Raw genomic sequence first — 15,416 nt, forward strand, 5'->3', positions numbered from 1 at the left:
CGGACGGCGTTCGGGACGGCCCGCGCAGCGCCTGCCGAGGCCCGCGGAAGGCGCCCGGCGAAGGCGCCCGCCGAAAGCTCACCGAAGCCGCACCGAAGCCCCGACGAGGCCCCACCCAAGGGCAGCCCGAGGACCGCCGAAGTACCCGGCGGCGACAGCCGCGGCCACTCCGGCGCGGCCCTCACGCCGCCATCAGCAGCGCGATCGCGTTGGCCTCGATCGCCAGGCCCTCGCCCACCGGGCCCAGCTTCTCGGCCGTCTTGGCCTTGACGTTGACCTGCGCCGGCGTGATCTCCAGCAGCTCGGCGATGCGCGCGACCATGGCCGGGATGTGCGGCGCCATCTTCGGCGCCTGGGCGACGATGGTGGTGTCGACGTTGACGATGCGCCAGCCGGCCGAGCGCACGCGGCGTCCGCACTCGGCCAGCAGCACGCCCGAGTCCGCGCCCTTGAAGGCCGGGTCGGTGTCGGGAAAGTGGCGGCCGATGTCGCCGAGCGCGGCCGCGCCGAACAGCGCGTCGGTCAGCGCGTGCAGCAGCGCGTCGGCGTCGCTGTGGCCGAGCAGGCCGTGGCTGTGCGCGATGGTGATGCCGCCGAGCACCAGCGGCCGGCCGGCGACCATCTGGTGCACGTCCCAGCCCTCGCCGATGCGCAGGGCCGGCCAGGCCGGGGTCGAGGGGGTCGACGGGGTCGCCGCCGCGGCGGCCGCGGGATGGGCGCTCGTGTCGCGTTCGTTCATGGCCATCACTCCGGCAGCCGCAGCCGCTCGCTGATGCGCCAGCGGTTGCCGCTCGGGTCGTGCAACAGCATTTCCTTCAGGCCCCAGGCACGCAGCACCGGCGGCTCGCAGGCGACGACATAGCGCTGGGCCAGGCCTTCGCGGTCGATGCGGGTCCAGAAGCGGTCCAGGTCGCCGAGCGTCAGATGGATCGTCAGCGGCTCGCCGCCGAGGGCCGTCGGCGTGGCCGCGGCATCGACCGCGCGCAGCAGGATCTGCGTCTGGCCGAGCTTGAAGCCGGCGATGCCGCCGCGGCTGAACTCCTTCTGGAAGCCCATGTCGGTGTAGAACAGCTCGGCCAACGCCAGGTCGGCCACCGGCAGCACCGGGCGCAGCTCGGCCGCGCGACGGCTGGTGGCCAGCAGGCGCTCGGCGAAGGCGAAGTCCTCGCGGTAGGTGACCTTCAGGTTCTCGGCCTCACCACGCACCAGGCGCGGCGCGTGACCGGCGGCCTCGACGGCCGAGGCCTCGTCGGTGACGCCGGCCGGATCGGCGGCCAGCGCCCTGCGCAGCGCCGGCTCCAGCAGGCCGAGGCGGAACATCTGCGGCGTCTGCGCCGCCCACATGCGGTCGCGCGCGACGGTGCGGGCCACGCGCACCTCGCCGGCCGGCGCGGGCGCACCGCCGGCCACCGGCGGCGGCAGGTCGGCATCGCCGGCCTTCAGCGTGTCGGGCACCGGCAGCGCCAGCAGGCCGCCGACCTCGTCGTCCGCACAGGCGTCGATCAGGCGCTCGATCCAGGCCGGGCGCACCAGGCAGCGCGCGGCGTCGTGCACCAGCACCCAGTCGTGCGGCTGCACGCCGCGCTCGCGCAGCACCTGCAGGCCGTTGAGCACCGTCTCGGCGCGGCTCGCGCCGCCGACGCGGGCGGTCCAGCCGCGCTCGCCCTGGAAGCCGGGCAGCTCGTCGTCGAACACGTCGTCGTCGGGCGCCAGCACCACCAGCGTGGCCTCGATGCGCTCGACCTCGGCCAGCGCGTCCAGCGTGTAGGCGACCAGCGGATCGCCGCCCAGCGGCGCGTACTGCTTGGGCACGAAGGAGCCCGAGCGGCTGCCCGAGCCGGCGCACGGCACCAGCGCGAAGCAGCGCGGCAGGGCGCCGATCGGGAAGGTCGGCAGCGGCAGGGCCGTCGGCGCGGGGCCGTCGGAGGCCGCGGCGTCGGCGGCTCGGTCGTTCGGTGGGGTCATCGGCGGATTCTAGAATTCACGCGCCAGATCGCCGATCACGCCCCCGAGCCCCCCGCTCCGGGGCGTGTCGTCGTTGCCGGGCACGGCGCACCGCCCTGCCCCCGCCGCGCCCCACCCGGCCGATCCGGCACCGCCCCGCACGCGCGCTCCGCGCGAGCACCCCGATCTCCGACCCGAGCCGACATGCACCTGCCCGTCATCGCCCCCGGCAAACGCTACACGCTGCCCCGGCCCATCGGCTCCGCCGACGCGCTGCTGCTGGCGCGCCACGCGCAGGCCCAGGCCGCCGCCGGGCGGCTGACGGCCATCGTCACCGCCGATCCGGCCGACGCCCAGCGCCTGGCCGGCGAGCTGCCCTTCTTCGCCCCTGGCCTGCGGGTGACGGTCTTCCCCGACTGGGAAACCCTGCCCTACGACAGCTTCAGCCCGCACCAGGACCTGATCAGCGAGCGCCTGGCCACGCTGTGGCGCATCCACCGCCGCCAGCCCGGCGATGACGGCTGCGACGTGGTGCTGCTGCCGGCCACCACCGCGCTGACGCGGCTGGCACCGACGTCCTTCCTGGCCGGCACCACCTTCCTGTTCCGCCAGAAGCAGCGGCTGGACGAGGCCGCGCTCAAGGCCCAGCTGACGCTGGCCGGCTACAACCACGTCAGCCAGGTCGTCTCGCCCGGCGAGTACGCGGTGCGCGGCGGCCTGATCGACCTCTACCCGATGGGCTCGCCCGTGCCCTACCGGGTCGATCTGTTCGACGACGAGGTCGACTCGATCCGCGTCTTCGACCCCGACAGCCAGCGCAGCCTCTACCCGGTGCCCGAGGTGCGGCTGCTGCCCGGGCGCGAGTTCCCGATGGACGAGGCCGCCCGCACCGCCTTCCGCCAGCGCTGGCGCGAGCGCCTGGAGGGCGATCCGACCCGCTGCCGCATCTACAAGGACATCGCGCAGGGCATTGCGGTGGCCGGCATCGAGTACTACCTGCCGCTGTTCTTCGACCAGACGGCGACGATCTTCGACTACCTCGGCGAGCAGGCCGCGCTGGTGCTGCACGGCGAGGTCGACGGCGCGCTCGACCGCTTCTGGACCGACACCCGCGAGCGCCACCGCTTCGTCAACGCCGACCCGGACCGGCCGGTGCTGCCGCCCGAGGCGCTGTTCCAGCGCGCCGAGGAGTTCTACGCCAACGCCAACCGGCATGCGACGCTGGCGCTGCGCGGCAGCGGCGAGACGCCCTGGGCCCGCCCGCTGCCCGACGTGGCCGCCGAGCGCACCAGCACCGAGCCGCTGGCCGCCCTCGGCCAGCACCTGGACGGCACGGCCGCGCGGGTGCTGATCGTCGCCGAGAGCGAGGGCCGGCGCGAGAGCCTGCTGGAGCTGCTGCGCGACCACCGCATCGAGCCGCCGTCGGTCGACACCCTGGCCGCCTTCGAGGCCGGCAGCGTGCGCGTGGCCATCACCGCCGCGCCGCTGGCCGCCGGCTTCCACTGGTTCGAGACCCTGGCCGACGCGCCCGAGGGCCAGCCGCCGGCCATCTCGATCCAGTTCATCACCGAGACGGAGCTCTTCGCCAGCACGCCGCAGGCCCGCCGCCGGCGCAAGCAGGAGCAGGTCAGCAACGTCGACGCGCTGATCAAGGACCTGTCGGAGCTGAAGGTGGGCGATCCGGTCGTGCATGCCAGCCACGGCATCGGCCGCTACCAGGGCCTGCTCAACATCGACCTCGGCGAGGGACCGAGCGAGTTCCTGCACCTGGAGTACGCCGACAAGGCCACGCTCTACGTGCCCGTGGCCCAGCTGCACCTGATCAGCCGCTACACCGGCGTCAGCCCGGACGAGGCGCCGCTGCACAAGCTCGGCTCGGGCCAGTGGGACAAGGCCAGGCGCAAGGCGGCCGAGCAGGTGCGCGACGCCGCCGCCGAGCTGCTCAACCTCTATGCCCGCCGCGCCGCCCGCGAGGGCCATGCCCACCGCTACTCGGCCCACGACTACGAGGCCTTCGCCGCCAGCTTCGGCTTCGAGGAGACGCCCGACCAGCGCGCGGCCATCCACGCCGTGGTGCAGGACCTGATCTCACCGAAGCCGATGGACCGCCTGGTCTGCGGCGACGTGGGCTTCGGCAAGACCGAGGTCGCGCTGCGCGCGGCCTTCGTCGCGGTGATGGGCGGCAAGCAGGTGGCGCTGCTGGCGCCCACCACGCTGCTGGCCGAGCAGCACTACCAGACCATCGTCGACCGCTTCGGCAAGTGGCCGGTCAAGGTGGCCGAGATGTCGCGCTTCCGCTCGCCCAAGGAGGTCCGGGCCGCGCTCGACGGCCTGGCCGCGGGCACCATCGACATCGTCGTCGGCACCCACAAGCTGCTGAGCCCGGACGTGGCCTACAAGCGCCTGGGCCTGTTGATCATCGACGAGGAGCACCGCTTCGGCGTGCGCCACAAGGAGGCGATCAAGGCCATGCGCGCCGAGGTCGACGTGCTGACGCTGACCGCCACGCCGATCCCGCGCACCCTCGGCATGGCGCTCGAAGGCCTGCGCGACCTGTCGGTGATCGCCACCGCGCCGCAGCGCCGGCTGGCGATCAAGACCTTCGTGCGCAGCGAGGGCCAGTCCATCATCCGCGAGGCGGTGCTGCGCGAGCTGATGCGCGGCGGCCAGGTCTACTTCCTGCACAACGAGGTCGAGACGATCGAGAACCGCCGCCAGGCGCTGGAAAAGCTGCTGCCCGAGGCCCGCATCGCGGTCGCCCACGGCCAGATGCCCGAGCGCCAGCTGGAGGCGGTGATGCGCGAGTTCACCGCGCAGAAGCACAACCTGCTGCTGTGCTCGACCATCATCGAGACCGGCATCGACGTGCCGAGCGCCAACACCATCGTCATCAGCCGCGCCGACAAGTTCGGCCTCGCCCAGCTGCACCAGCTGCGCGGACGGGTCGGCCGCAGCCACCACCAGGCCTATGCCTACCTGCTGGTGCCCGACACCGAATCGCTGACCAAGCAGGCGCAGGCACGGCTGGACGCGATCCAGAGCATGGAGGAGCTGGGTTCCGGCTTCTACCTGGCGATGCACGACCTGGAGATCCGCGGCGCCGGCGAGGTGCTGGGCGAGCACCAGAGCGGCAACATGATGGAGGTCGGCTTCCAGCTCTACAACGACATGCTCAGCGAGGCGGTGCGTGCGCTGCGCAAGGGCGAGGAGCCGGACCTGCTGTCGCCCACCGGCATCTTCGGCGCCACCACCGACGTCAACCTGCATGCGCCGGCCCTGCTGCCCGACAGCTACTGCGGCGATGTCCACGTGCGCCTGAGCCTCTACAAGCGCCTGGCCACCGCCGACAAGCCCGAGACGCTGGAGCGCCTGCTGGAGGAGGTCACCGACCGCTTCGGCAAGCTGCCCCCCCAGGGCCAGACCCTGTTCGACACCCACCGCCTGCGCGTGCTGGCCAAGCCCTACGGCGTGATCAAGATCGACGCCAACCCGAAGCTGATGAACATCGTCTTCCGGCCCAACCCGCCGATCGAGCCGATGCGCATCATCGAGCTGGTGCAGAAGAACAAGACGATCAAGCTGGCCGGCAACGACAAGCTGCGCGTGGACCGGGCGATCGACGATCCGAAGGACCGGGCGCAGTTCGTGCGCGACGTGTTGCGCGCCCTCGGTCAGCCGCTGGCCTGATCACGGACGGGGCCAACGGCTGACCGAGAGCCCGGTCCGAGCCGGCTCAATCCAGCGACGGATCGGCGTGGGCGGCCTCGATGCGCTCCATCAGCAGCGCGTAGGCCCAGACGATCGCGCAGTAGGCGACCATCGCCCCCTGGGCCGCGGCCCAGTAGCCGAAAGGCCAGCCGAAGAAGCTGAACTGCTGGTCGGGCGCCCACAGGCCGACGGCGGCGGTCAGCGTCAGCCACAGCCCGACCAGCACGCAGGTCACCAGCAGCGTGCGGTGCCAGTACAGACGCAGGGAGCCGGCGCGGTCGGTCATCGTCCGATGCTAGCCGGCGGTCGGCGGCCACTCGATCCGGACTGACCCCGAGCGAGGCCGGGCCGGACCCCGGGCGCACGGCCGCGCCACCGGCCGGCGGGCCCGGAACGCGGGTGGACCTCATGCGAGAATCGTCGACTTCGAACCCTGCCCATCGACCCCACGCGGGGCGCGCCACCCACCGGTGGCCGGCGCCCCGTCCGCAGATCCACCATGGACATCGAACACGTCAACGCCATCGGCTCGCTGCTCGCCGATCTGAGCGCCCGCACCCAGCAGCTCCGGGGGTATCTTTGACTACGATCGCAAATCCCTGCGATTGAATGAAGTCAATGCCGCGCTGGAGAACCCGAGCGTCTGGAACGAGCCCAAGCGGGCCCAGGAACTCGGCAAGGAAAAGAAGCAGCTCGACGAGGTCGTCGGCACGATCGACCACCTGACGTCGAATCTGGCCGACAACGGCGAGCTCTACGAGATGTCCAAGGCCGACGAGGCCTGGGACGACATCGCCGCCATCGAGGACGATGCGAAGAAGCTCGAGGCGCTCGTCGAGCAGCTCGAGTTCCGCCGCATGTTCAGCAACCCGGCCGACCCGAGCAACTGCTTCGTCGACATCCAGGCCGGCGCCGGTGGCACCGAGGCCTGCGACTGGGCCGGCATGCTGCTGCGCCAGTACCTGAAGTACTGCGAACGCAAGGGCTTCAAGGCGACGATGGAAGACGAGACGCCGGGCGAAATCGCCGGCATCAAGAGCGCCACCATCAAGGTCGAGGGCGAGTACGCGTTCGGCCACCTGCGCACCGAGACCGGCGTGCACCGCCTGGTGCGCAAGAGCCCGTTCGACTCGGCCGGCGGCCGCCACACGTCCTTCGCCTCGCTGTTCGTCTATCCGGAAGTCGATGACTCGATCGAGATCGAGATCAACCCGTCCGACGTGCGCACCGACACCTACCGGGCCTCCGGCGCGGGCGGCCAGCACATCAACAAGACCGACTCGGCGGTGCGCCTGACGCACATCCCGACGGGCATCGTCGTGCAGTGCCAGGACGGCCGTTCGCAGCACAGCAACCGTGACGTCGCCTGGCGGCGTCTGCGTTCGCGGCTGTACGACCACGAGATGCGCAAGCGCCTGGAAGAGCAGCAGAAGCTCGAGGACACCAAGACCGACGTCGGCTGGGGCCACCAGATCCGCAGTTATGTGCTCGACCAGAGCCGCATCAAGGATCTGCGCACCAGCGTCGAGATCTCGAACACCCAGAAGGTGCTCGACGGCGATCTCGACGAGTTCATCTCGGCCAGCCTCAAGCAGGGCCTGTGATGACGGCGGCCGTGCACCACGATCCGGACGCACTGCCGGTCCAGGCCCTGCTGTACGACCTGGACGGCACGCTGATCGACAGCATGCGGCTGCACGACCTGACCTGGGCGCAGTGGCACGCACGGCACGGCCTGCCCTTCGACCTCGAGCGCTTCTTCGCGGCCACGGCCGGGCGCAGCGGCCCCGAGATCGTGGCCGAGCTGTTCCCGGGCCGCGACAGCGCCGGGATCGCCGCCCTGTGCGACGAGAAGGAGGCGCTCTACCGCGACATCGCGCGGCAGGAGCTGCAACCGATCGCCGGTGCGCCCGCGCTGCTGAAGGCCGGCCGCGCCGCCGGCCTGCGCCAGGCGATCTGCACCGCCGGGCCGACGCCCAATGTCGAGGTCGCCTACCAGCGCTTCGGCTTCGACGCCGACATCGGCGCGATGGTCAACCCCGACCAGGGCTTCCGCGGCAAGCCGCATCCGGACCTCTTCCTGGAGGCCGCGCGCCGGCTGGGCGTCGCGCCCGCGCAGTGCGTGGTGTTCGAGGACGCGCCGCTGGGCATCGAGGCCGCGCGCCGCGCCGGCATGCGCGCGGTGGCCGTCTGCAGCTCGCTGCCGGCCGCCGCCTTCACCGCCTTCCCGAACCTGATCACCGCCGTGCCCGATCTGGCCGGCTTCGACCTGGACGTGCTCGGCGCACGGCGGCCGGCCTGAGCCGGTGGCCGACCGCATCGACCGCACCGCCAGATCCGTCCCACCCGGCAGACGCCACGCCGCGACCCGCACGCCCGGATCCCGCCCCGCCGCCCGGACGCCGCCTCGCGCGTGCCCTGCCCCACCCTGACAGGCCCTGAACATGTTGCGAGAAGGACAGGCCCCGACCGGCCTCATCCGGCGTGAGGACTACAGCGCCCCGGCCTACCGGATCCTGAGCGTCGACCTGACGTTCGACCTCGACCCGGCCAAGACCCTGGTCGGCAGCAAGCTGCGCATCACCCGCGATGCGGCCACCCCGGCCGGCACGCCGCTGCGCCTGGACGGCGAGGGCCTGAGCCTGCTGCGCTGCCTGGGCGACGGCGAGAGCCTGAGCTTCCGCCACGAGGAAGGCGGCGCGCTGATCATCGACAACCCGCCGGCGGCCGAGACCTTCACGCTCGAGATCCGCAACACCTGCGCGCCCGAGAAGAACCTCGAGCTCAGCGGCCTGTACACCTCCGGCGGCGGCTTCTTCACCCAGTGCGAGGCCGAGGGCTTCCGCCGCATCACCTACTTCCTGGACCGGCCGGACGTGATGGCCGTCTACAGCGTGACGCTGCGCGCCGACAAGGCGAAGTACCCGGTGCTGCTGTCCAACGGCAACTTGGTCGAGCAGGGCAGCCTCGACAACGGCCGCCACTACGCGAAGTGGCACGACCCGTTCCCCAAGCCCGCCTACCTGTTCGCGCTGGTGGCCGCCGACCTGGTCTGCCGCGAGCAGAAGATCACCAGCCGCGCCGGCAAGGAGCACCTGCTGCAGGTCTACGTGCGCCGCGGTGACCTGGGCAAGACCGAGCACGCGATGGCCTCGCTGATCGCCTCGGTGGCCTGGGACGAGGCCCGCTTCGGCCTGAGCCTGGATCTCGAACGCTTCATGATCGTCGCCGTCAGCGACTTCAACATGGGCGCGATGGAGAACAAGGGCCTGAACATCTTCAACACCAAGTACGTGCTGGCCAGCCCCGCCACCGCCACCGACGCCGACTTCGCCGGCATCGAGAGCGTGGTCGGCCACGAGTACTTCCACAACTGGACCGGCAACCGCATCACCTGCCGCGACTGGTTCCAGCTGTCGTTGAAGGAAGGCCTGACGGTCTACCGCGACCAGGAGTTCTCGATGGACATGGCCGGCAGCGCGTCGGCCGCGGCCGTGCAGCGCATCGGCGACGTCAAGCGCCTGCGCGAGTTCCAGTTCCCCGAGGACTCCGGGCCCATGGCCCACCCGGTGCGTCCCGACAGCTACGTCGAGATCAACAACTTCTACACCACCACCGTCTACGAGAAGGGCGCGGAGGTGGTGCGCATGCAGGACACGCTGGTCGGCCGCGCGGGCTTCCGCCGTGGCATGGACCTGTACTTCCAACGCCATGACGGCCAGGCCGTGACCTGCGACGACTTCGCCCAGGCCATCGCCGATGCCAACCCCGACAGCCCGCTGGCGGCGAACCTGGCGCAGTTCAAGCACTGGTATGCCCAGGCCGGCACGCCGCGCCTGAGCGCCCGCACCCGGTGGGACGCGACGGCCGGCCGCCTGCGCCTGACCCTGACGCAGAGCGCCCTGCCCTCACCCGGCCAGGCCGACAAGCAGGCCTTCGTGATCCCGGTGCGTCTGGGCCTGCTGGCGCGCGACGGCCGCGCCCTGCCGCTGCAGCTCGACGGCGAGGCCGCGCCCGCCGGCACCGAGCGCGTGCTGGTGCTGAGCGCGACCGAGCAGAGCTTCGACTTCGTCGGCCTGGGCGATGCCGGTGAGGCCGGCCCGGTGCCCTCGCTGCTGCGCGGCTTCTCGGCGCCGGTGGTGCTCGACGACGGCCTGGACAGCGCCGAACGCCTGCTGCTGCTGCGTCACGACGCCGACGCCTTCAACCGCTGGGAAGCCGCCCAGCGCCTGCTGCAGGAGCTGCTGCTGGCAGCCCTGCCCGGCGACGGCGATCTGCCGGCGCTCGACGAGGCGCTGGTCGAAGCCCTGCGCGCGGTGCTGCGCGAGGACGGCCTGGACGCCGCCTTCAAGGAGCTGGCGCTGACGCCGCCGATCGAGAGCGTGATCGCCGAGCAGGTCGAGGCCGTCGATCCGCAGCGCATCCACCGCCTGCGCGAGCAGCTGCGCGCGCAGCTGGCCGAGCGCCTGCACGCCGACTGGGCCTGGGCCTGGGATGCCCACCAGCTGCGCGAGGGCTACCGCCCCGACGCCCACCAGAGCGGCTGCCGCGCGCTGGCCAATCTGGCGCTGCAGATGCTGGTGCTGCACGCCGTGGCCCACGGTGACGAGGTCTGGCCGGGCCGCGCCTACCAGCGCGTGAAGGACGGCGGCTGCATGACCGAGCGCCTGGGCGCCCTGCTGGCGCTGGTGCATGGCGGCTCGGCGCTGGCCGGTGCCGCGCTGGAGCGCTTCCATGCCGACGCCCGCGGCGACGATCTGGTGCTGGACAAGTGGTTCGCGATCCAGGCGGCCGCCACCGAGCCGCTGGGCGCGCCCGGCAGCGTCGCGCCGCGCATCCGCGCGCTGCTGCAGCATCCGGACTTCTCGCTGAAGAACCCGAACCGGGTGCGCAACCTGATCAGCACCTTCTGCCGCGACAACCCGGCCGCCTTCCACCGCGCCGACGCCGGTGGCTATGTGCTGTGGGCCGACGTGGTGCTGGCGCTCGACGCCTTCAACCCGCAGATCGCCGCGCGCATCGCCCGCCACCTGGAGCGCTGGCGCGTGCTGGCCGAACCCTGGCGCAGCGCCGCGCGCGAAGCCGTGGCCCGCGTCGCCGGCCACCCACGTTTGAGTGCCGACGTGCGCGAGATCGTCGGCAAGGCCCTCGACGCGTGAGCGAAACTCCGGTGTAACCCGCTGCGGCGGCCGATCCTGACCCAGGGTCGCGCCGCCGCGCCGCTTTCAGCCCGGGCGGGCGCGCGCCGAGAGCCGCACCCGCCCGTGACCGGTTCCCCTTCCCCGACTGTCTTTCATCCAATCGACATGAAACGCATCAGCCTCACCCAGTACCTGGTCGAGCAGCAACGCGATCGCGGCCAGATCCCGCCGCAGCTGCGCCTGCTCATCGAGACCGTGGCCCGCGCCTGCAAGCGCATCGCCATCGCCGTCAACAAGGGCGCCCTCGGCGACGTGCTGGGCTCGGCCGACACCGAGAACGTGCAGGGCGAGGTGCAGAAGAAGCTCGACGTGATCGCCAACGAGGTGCTGATCGAGGCCAACGTCTGGGGCGGCCATCTGGCGGCCATGGCCAGCGAGGAGATGGACACCATCTCGCTGGTGCCCGACCGCTACCCCCAGGGCGAATACCTGCTGCTGTTCGATCCGCTGGACGGCTCGTCGAACATCGACGTCAACGTCTCGATCGGCACCATCTTCAGCGTGCTGCGCAAGGTCACCAACCACCGCGGCGTCGACGAGAGCGACTTCATGCAGCCCGGCCGGCAGCAGGCGGCGGCCGGCTACTGCGTCTACGGCCCGCAGAGCACGCTGGTGCTGACCGTGGGCGACGGCGTGGTGATGTTCACCCTCGACCGCGAGACCGGCAGCTGGGTGCTGACCGAGGACGAGGTCAAGATCCCCGCCGACACCAAGGAATTCGCGATCAACATGTCGAACATGCGCCACTGGGATGCCCCGGTCAAGCGCTACATCGACGAGTGCCTGGCCGGCAAGGAAGGTCCGCGCGGCAAGGACTTCAACATGCGCTGGATCGCCTCGATGGTGGCCGACGTGCACCGCATCCTGACCCGCGGCGGCATCTTCATGTACCCCTGGGACAAGCGCGAGCCGAACAAGGCCGGCAAGCTGCGCCTGATGTACGAGGCCAACCCGATGGCCTTCCTGGTCGAGCAGGCCGGCGGCGCCGCCACCAACGGCCGCCAGCGCATCCTCGACCTGCCGCCGGAAAAGCTGCACGAGCGCGTCGCGGTGGTGCTGGGTTCGCGCAACGAAGTCGAGCGCGTGACCAGTTATCACCACGAGCTTGACAACACCAAGTGAGCTTGTGCTATAGTCGTGGGCTCTTGACGCACTGACGCAAACGCAGCGCAAAACGCGGCGGAAGCAGATGGCGACAGGACAAAAGCCGGTGTAGCTCAGTTGGTAGAGCAGCGCATTCGTAATGCGAAGGTCGGGAGTTCGACTCTCTTCACCGGCACCACACACAATATCCAGGCGGAGCAACCACCTGGCACTCACTTCAGACGCCCCGCTTGTCGGGGCGTTTTTCTTTTCCGCGGCACGGAACGCGTGACGATTCCGGACCTGTTCGGCGGGTCACGGCGGCGTCCACGGCGGGACAATCGGACCCAAGGTCCGATGTGCGCGTGCCCATCGTCGGCGCACGGGAGGTGCGGACCGAGTCGATCCGCCCACGCGGCCGCACAGGCGCCATCCCGGATGACGCCGATGGGCCACCGCTCCGCCCCTCCGCACCGATGAACGCTCCCGCCTCCCCTGCCGCCGAGTGGCCCCCGGGTGCCGTCACACCGGCGTTCTGGCGGGACATCGGCCACGCCCCGGCCATCCCGGCGGACTGGCGCGCCACCCTGGTCGCCCTGCGGGACATGGGCCGGGCCGACCAGCTGCACCTGCGGGCGCTGACCGGTCTGCTGGCGACCGACCGTGGGCTGGAGCGCCGGCTGCTCGACGCGCTGCCCTGCCTGGCCTCGTCGGCGCAGGGGCCGCTGGCGCTGCAGGGCACCGCACATGCCGTCTCCCTGCTGGGCTTCGGCACGGTGGGCATGCTCACCACCCTGCTGATGCTGCTGCAGGGACTGCAGCAGGACGCCTCGGCGGCCGAACCAGCCGCCGCCCGCACACCAGGCCGCACCCCAGCCGTGGCCGTGAGCCGCGCGACCCTGGACGCGCTGGCCGCCTGGCGCGACGCGCTGATGGCGGCACTGCTGGCGCACGCGCTGCATCCGGGCCCCAGCCAGGGTCAGCGCCCCTGGCTGCTGGCGCTGCTGCACGACCTGCCCGCGGTGCTGCACGGCGTGCCGGGCCTGATGGCGGCCCCCATCCCGACGACGGCACGGCTGGCGCAGGCCTGGGACTGGCCGCCGGCACTGTGCGCCGCCCTGCAGGCGCTGGATGACGACCCATCGTCAGCAGAGCCGATGGCCACGACAGCCGCCCGGACGCCGCCCGGTACCGCGGATCACCGCCTGGCCCGGCGGATGCAGATCGCCCGGACATCGGCGCCGCTGCTCCTGCGCAGCACGGCCACCTCACGCGCCGCGCTGGCCCGCACGCTGGCCGCCCGTCAGGACGCCGAGGCGGCCGAGGACCGGACCGGCGAGCCGGTCGACGCCGAAGGCTGGTGCGCGCTGTTCGAGCGGGCCCTGTCGACCTGGACCACCCTGGCGCAGCGCCTGGACCTGCCGGCCTTGCCCGCCGATGTGCTGGCGGCACCGGAGCCGGTGCCCGCGCCGGCCCCCCACGAGCCGCAGCGGCCGGCCACCGACAACGGCGCCGCCACCTCGGCCGCACCGAAGGCCGTCGGGAGCGACACCGCCGCGGCGGGACCGGGCGAGGCTCCGGCGCCCCACCCGCCCCTGGTTCGCCCGACGGCCCGGCCGCCGCTGTCGGCCGCACCCGCACTGATCCGCGGCATCGAGGATTTCAGCCGGGGCCTGCTGGGCGACGCGCCGCTGGCGGACCTGGTCGAGCCGGCACTGCTGGCCGTGCTGCAGGCCCTGCAGTGGCAACGCCTGATGTTGTGTCTGCCGGATCAGCCGGACGGGCCGCTGGTGGTGCGCCATGCCGTCGGCGAGCGCCTGCGCGTGCTGCTGCCGCAGGTGCGCATCGCCTGGCGGCCGCCCACCGACCTGTTCGGCCTGCTGCTGCGTGAACAGCAGGACAGCGTGGTGGCCGATGCGCTGCGCACCGGACGCACCGCCCGCCTGCCGGCCTGGTTCCACGACCATGCAGGGGCCGCCGGCTTCGTCGCCCTGCCGCTGGCCTGGCAGGGTCAGCCGATGGGACTGCTGTACGGCGACGTGCCCCTGAGCCACCGCCTGATGGTGGACGAACCGACGCTGGGCCAGTTGCGCACGCTGCGCAACCTGATGGTCGCCGCGCTGCGCCTGCGCCAGAGCAGGCCGGCGGACCGCCACCAGCCCCGACCGTGACGCACGACGGCGCCCTCAGCGCAACCAGGCATCCCAGGCCGTGCGCACGATCAGCAGGCTCACGACGGCGATGAACACCCCGCGCACGAAGCCGGCGCCGTGGCGCAGCGCCAGCCGCGCGCCGATCAGGCTGCCGGCCACGTTGGCCACGGCCATCGTCAAGCCCAGCGCCCACACCACATGGCCCTTGGCCGCGAACAGCGCGAGGGCCGCCAGATTGGTGGCCACATTCATCAGCTTGGCGCCGGCCGACGCATGCAGGAAGTCCCAGCCCAGCAGCCGGACCAGGGCGAAGATGAAGAAGCTGCCGGTACCCGGGCCGAAGAAGCCGTCGTACCAGCCCACCAGCAGACCGATCAGCGCCGCGATGCGCCGCGCCTGCCGGGCCTCATGGCGCGGCGCATGGGCCGTGCCCAGATCCTTGCGCAGCACGGTGTAGACCAGCACCGCGCCCAGGATCAGCGGCAGCACCTTGCGCAGCGCGCTGCCGTCGACCAGCGTGACCATCCAGGCCCCGGCCAGCGCGCCGACGCCCGCGCAGGCCACGGCGGGCAGCACCTGATCCCAGGGCAGGCTGACCCGCTTCAGGTACTGCGCGGCGGCGAACGAGGTGCCCCAGACCGAGGCGCTCTTGTTGGTGCCGAACAGCGTGGCCGGCGGCGCCTGCGGGAAGGTGGCGAACAAGGCCGGCAGCAGCACCAGCCCCCCGCCCCCGACGATCGCATCGACCAGCCCCGCCAACAACGAGGCCACCGCCGACACCGCCAGCGCGGCCAGCCCCGGCTCCAGCACGGCCGCGCTCACAGCGGCTGACCGTCGAGTCCGCGGTTCGACGGGTGGGCGACCGCCTCGTCGCCATAGGCCCGCAGCACCTTCTGCAGCACCACCTGCAGGCCCGGGATCCAGCGTTCCGGCTCGGTGGCCGTGGCCTGGGTCTTGGCGGCCAGATGGGCGGGGTGTGCCAGCACCGCCCGCAGGCCGGACTCGTCGGCCCAGTAGCAGCACCGCGCCTCGCGGCCCCGCGCGGCGTCCTGCCAGCGCTCCTCGCCCAGGAAGCCGACGCTCTGGCGGGCGACGGCGCTGAGGGCATCGGCCAGGCCGGCATGGGCGGCCGGCAGGCGGGCGGGATCGTAGAGGAAGGTGGCGCTGTACATGGTCGTCGAGGCGGGCGGCAGGCGCGGCGCGCGAGGACGGCGCCACGGGGCAAAGTCCACCAGTGTCGCCGATGCGCATGCCGCGCCACCTCTGCGCCGATGCCGCAGCCCCCACCGCCACTGCAACGCCGCAGACCCCGCCACGACCTGAGCGA

Annotated in this window: 11 protein-coding genes and 1 tRNA gene; 7 read left to right on the forward strand and 5 right to left on the reverse strand. The window is 72.1% G+C overall.

What is annotated here, in order from left to right; all coding sequences use genetic code 11:
• Nucleotides 1-181 precede the first annotated feature (181 nt).
• Together ispF and ispD are read right to left on the reverse strand one after the other, a co-directional pair.
• Nucleotides 182-739: a 2-C-methyl-D-erythritol 2,4-cyclodiphosphate synthase gene (ispF, locus tag AACH11_RS03155; RefSeq protein WP_341372747.1), complete on the reverse strand. Its 558-nt coding sequence runs from the start codon at nt 737-739 to the stop codon at nt 182-184.
• A gap of 5 nt (nt 740-744) precedes the next feature.
• Nucleotides 745-1,965 carry a 2-C-methyl-D-erythritol 4-phosphate cytidylyltransferase gene (gene ispD / locus AACH11_RS03160; protein ID WP_341372748.1) on the reverse strand — a complete coding sequence of 407 codons (1,221 nt, stop codon included), beginning with the start codon at nt 1,963-1,965 and terminating at the stop codon, nt 745-747.
• 183 nt (nt 1,966-2,148) lie between these two features.
• On the opposite strand from ispD, the gene mfd reads away from it, so the two are divergent.
• Complete coding sequence (mfd, locus tag AACH11_RS03165) at nt 2,149-5,631, forward strand: transcription-repair coupling factor (RefSeq protein ID WP_341372749.1); 3,483 nt, start codon at nt 2,149-2,151, stop codon at nt 5,629-5,631.
• Nucleotides 5,632-5,677: 46 nt separating this feature from the next.
• Here the strand turns inward: mfd and AACH11_RS03170 are convergent, their stop codons facing one another.
• A complete protein-coding gene (locus tag AACH11_RS03170; RefSeq protein WP_341372750.1) occupies nt 5,678-5,938 on the reverse strand; it encodes a DUF4212 domain-containing protein in 261 nt (86 codons plus the stop codon).
• A 213-nt stretch (nt 5,939-6,151) separates the two neighbouring features.
• Here AACH11_RS03170 and prfB point away from each other — a divergent pair.
• The 6 genes from prfB (at nt 6,152) to AACH11_RS03200 (ending at nt 14,107) form a co-directional block, all read left to right on the forward strand.
• Nucleotides 6,152-7,256 (forward strand): peptide chain release factor 2 gene (prfB, locus tag AACH11_RS03175; RefSeq protein ID WP_341372751.1). Its coding sequence is split into 2 segments (ribosomal slippage): nt 6,152-6,232 and nt 6,234-7,256, totalling 1,104 coding nucleotides; the frame shifts between segments, so codons are not numbered across the junction.
• 11 nt (nt 7,257-7,267) lie between these two features.
• Nucleotides 7,268-7,954, forward strand: a complete 687-nt coding sequence (locus tag AACH11_RS03180; RefSeq protein WP_341372752.1) for an HAD family hydrolase — start codon at nt 7,268-7,270, stop codon at nt 7,952-7,954.
• Between the two features lie 145 nt (nt 7,955-8,099).
• A complete protein-coding gene (pepN, locus tag AACH11_RS03185) occupies nt 8,100-10,811 on the forward strand; it encodes an aminopeptidase N (protein WP_423228690.1) in 2,712 nt (903 codons plus the stop codon).
• Nucleotides 10,812-10,958: 147 nt separating this feature from the next.
• A complete protein-coding gene (locus AACH11_RS03190; protein ID WP_341372754.1) occupies nt 10,959-11,975 on the forward strand; it encodes a class 1 fructose-bisphosphatase in 1,017 nt (338 codons plus the stop codon).
• An 84-nt stretch (nt 11,976-12,059) separates the two neighbouring features.
• A tRNA-Thr gene (locus AACH11_RS03195) sits at nt 12,060-12,135 on the forward strand.
• Nucleotides 12,136-12,412: 277 nt separating this feature from the next.
• On the forward strand, nt 12,413-14,107 hold the full coding sequence (locus AACH11_RS03200) for a hypothetical protein (RefSeq protein ID WP_341372755.1): 1,695 nt from the start codon (nt 12,413-12,415) through the stop codon (nt 14,105-14,107).
• A gap of 15 nt (nt 14,108-14,122) precedes the next feature.
• Here AACH11_RS03200 and AACH11_RS03205 read toward each other — a convergent pair whose 3' ends face one another.
• Both AACH11_RS03205 and AACH11_RS03210 read right to left on the reverse strand, forming a co-directional pair.
• The gene (locus AACH11_RS03205; RefSeq protein ID WP_341372756.1) at nt 14,123-14,911 is read right to left on the reverse strand and encodes a sulfite exporter TauE/SafE family protein; all 789 of its coding nucleotides are present in this window, start codon (nt 14,909-14,911) and stop codon (nt 14,123-14,125) included.
• The gene (locus AACH11_RS03210; RefSeq protein WP_341372757.1) at nt 14,908-15,261 is read right to left on the reverse strand and encodes an antibiotic biosynthesis monooxygenase; all 354 of its coding nucleotides are present in this window, start codon (nt 15,259-15,261) and stop codon (nt 14,908-14,910) included. Before AACH11_RS03210 ends, AACH11_RS03205 begins: the two co-directional genes overlap by 4 nt.
• Nucleotides 15,262-15,416: the final 155 nt, after the last annotated feature.

This window comes from Pseudaquabacterium rugosum, from assembly GCF_038066575.1.
GTDB lineage: Bacteria > Pseudomonadota > Gammaproteobacteria > Burkholderiales > Burkholderiaceae_C > Pseudaquabacterium > Pseudaquabacterium rugosum.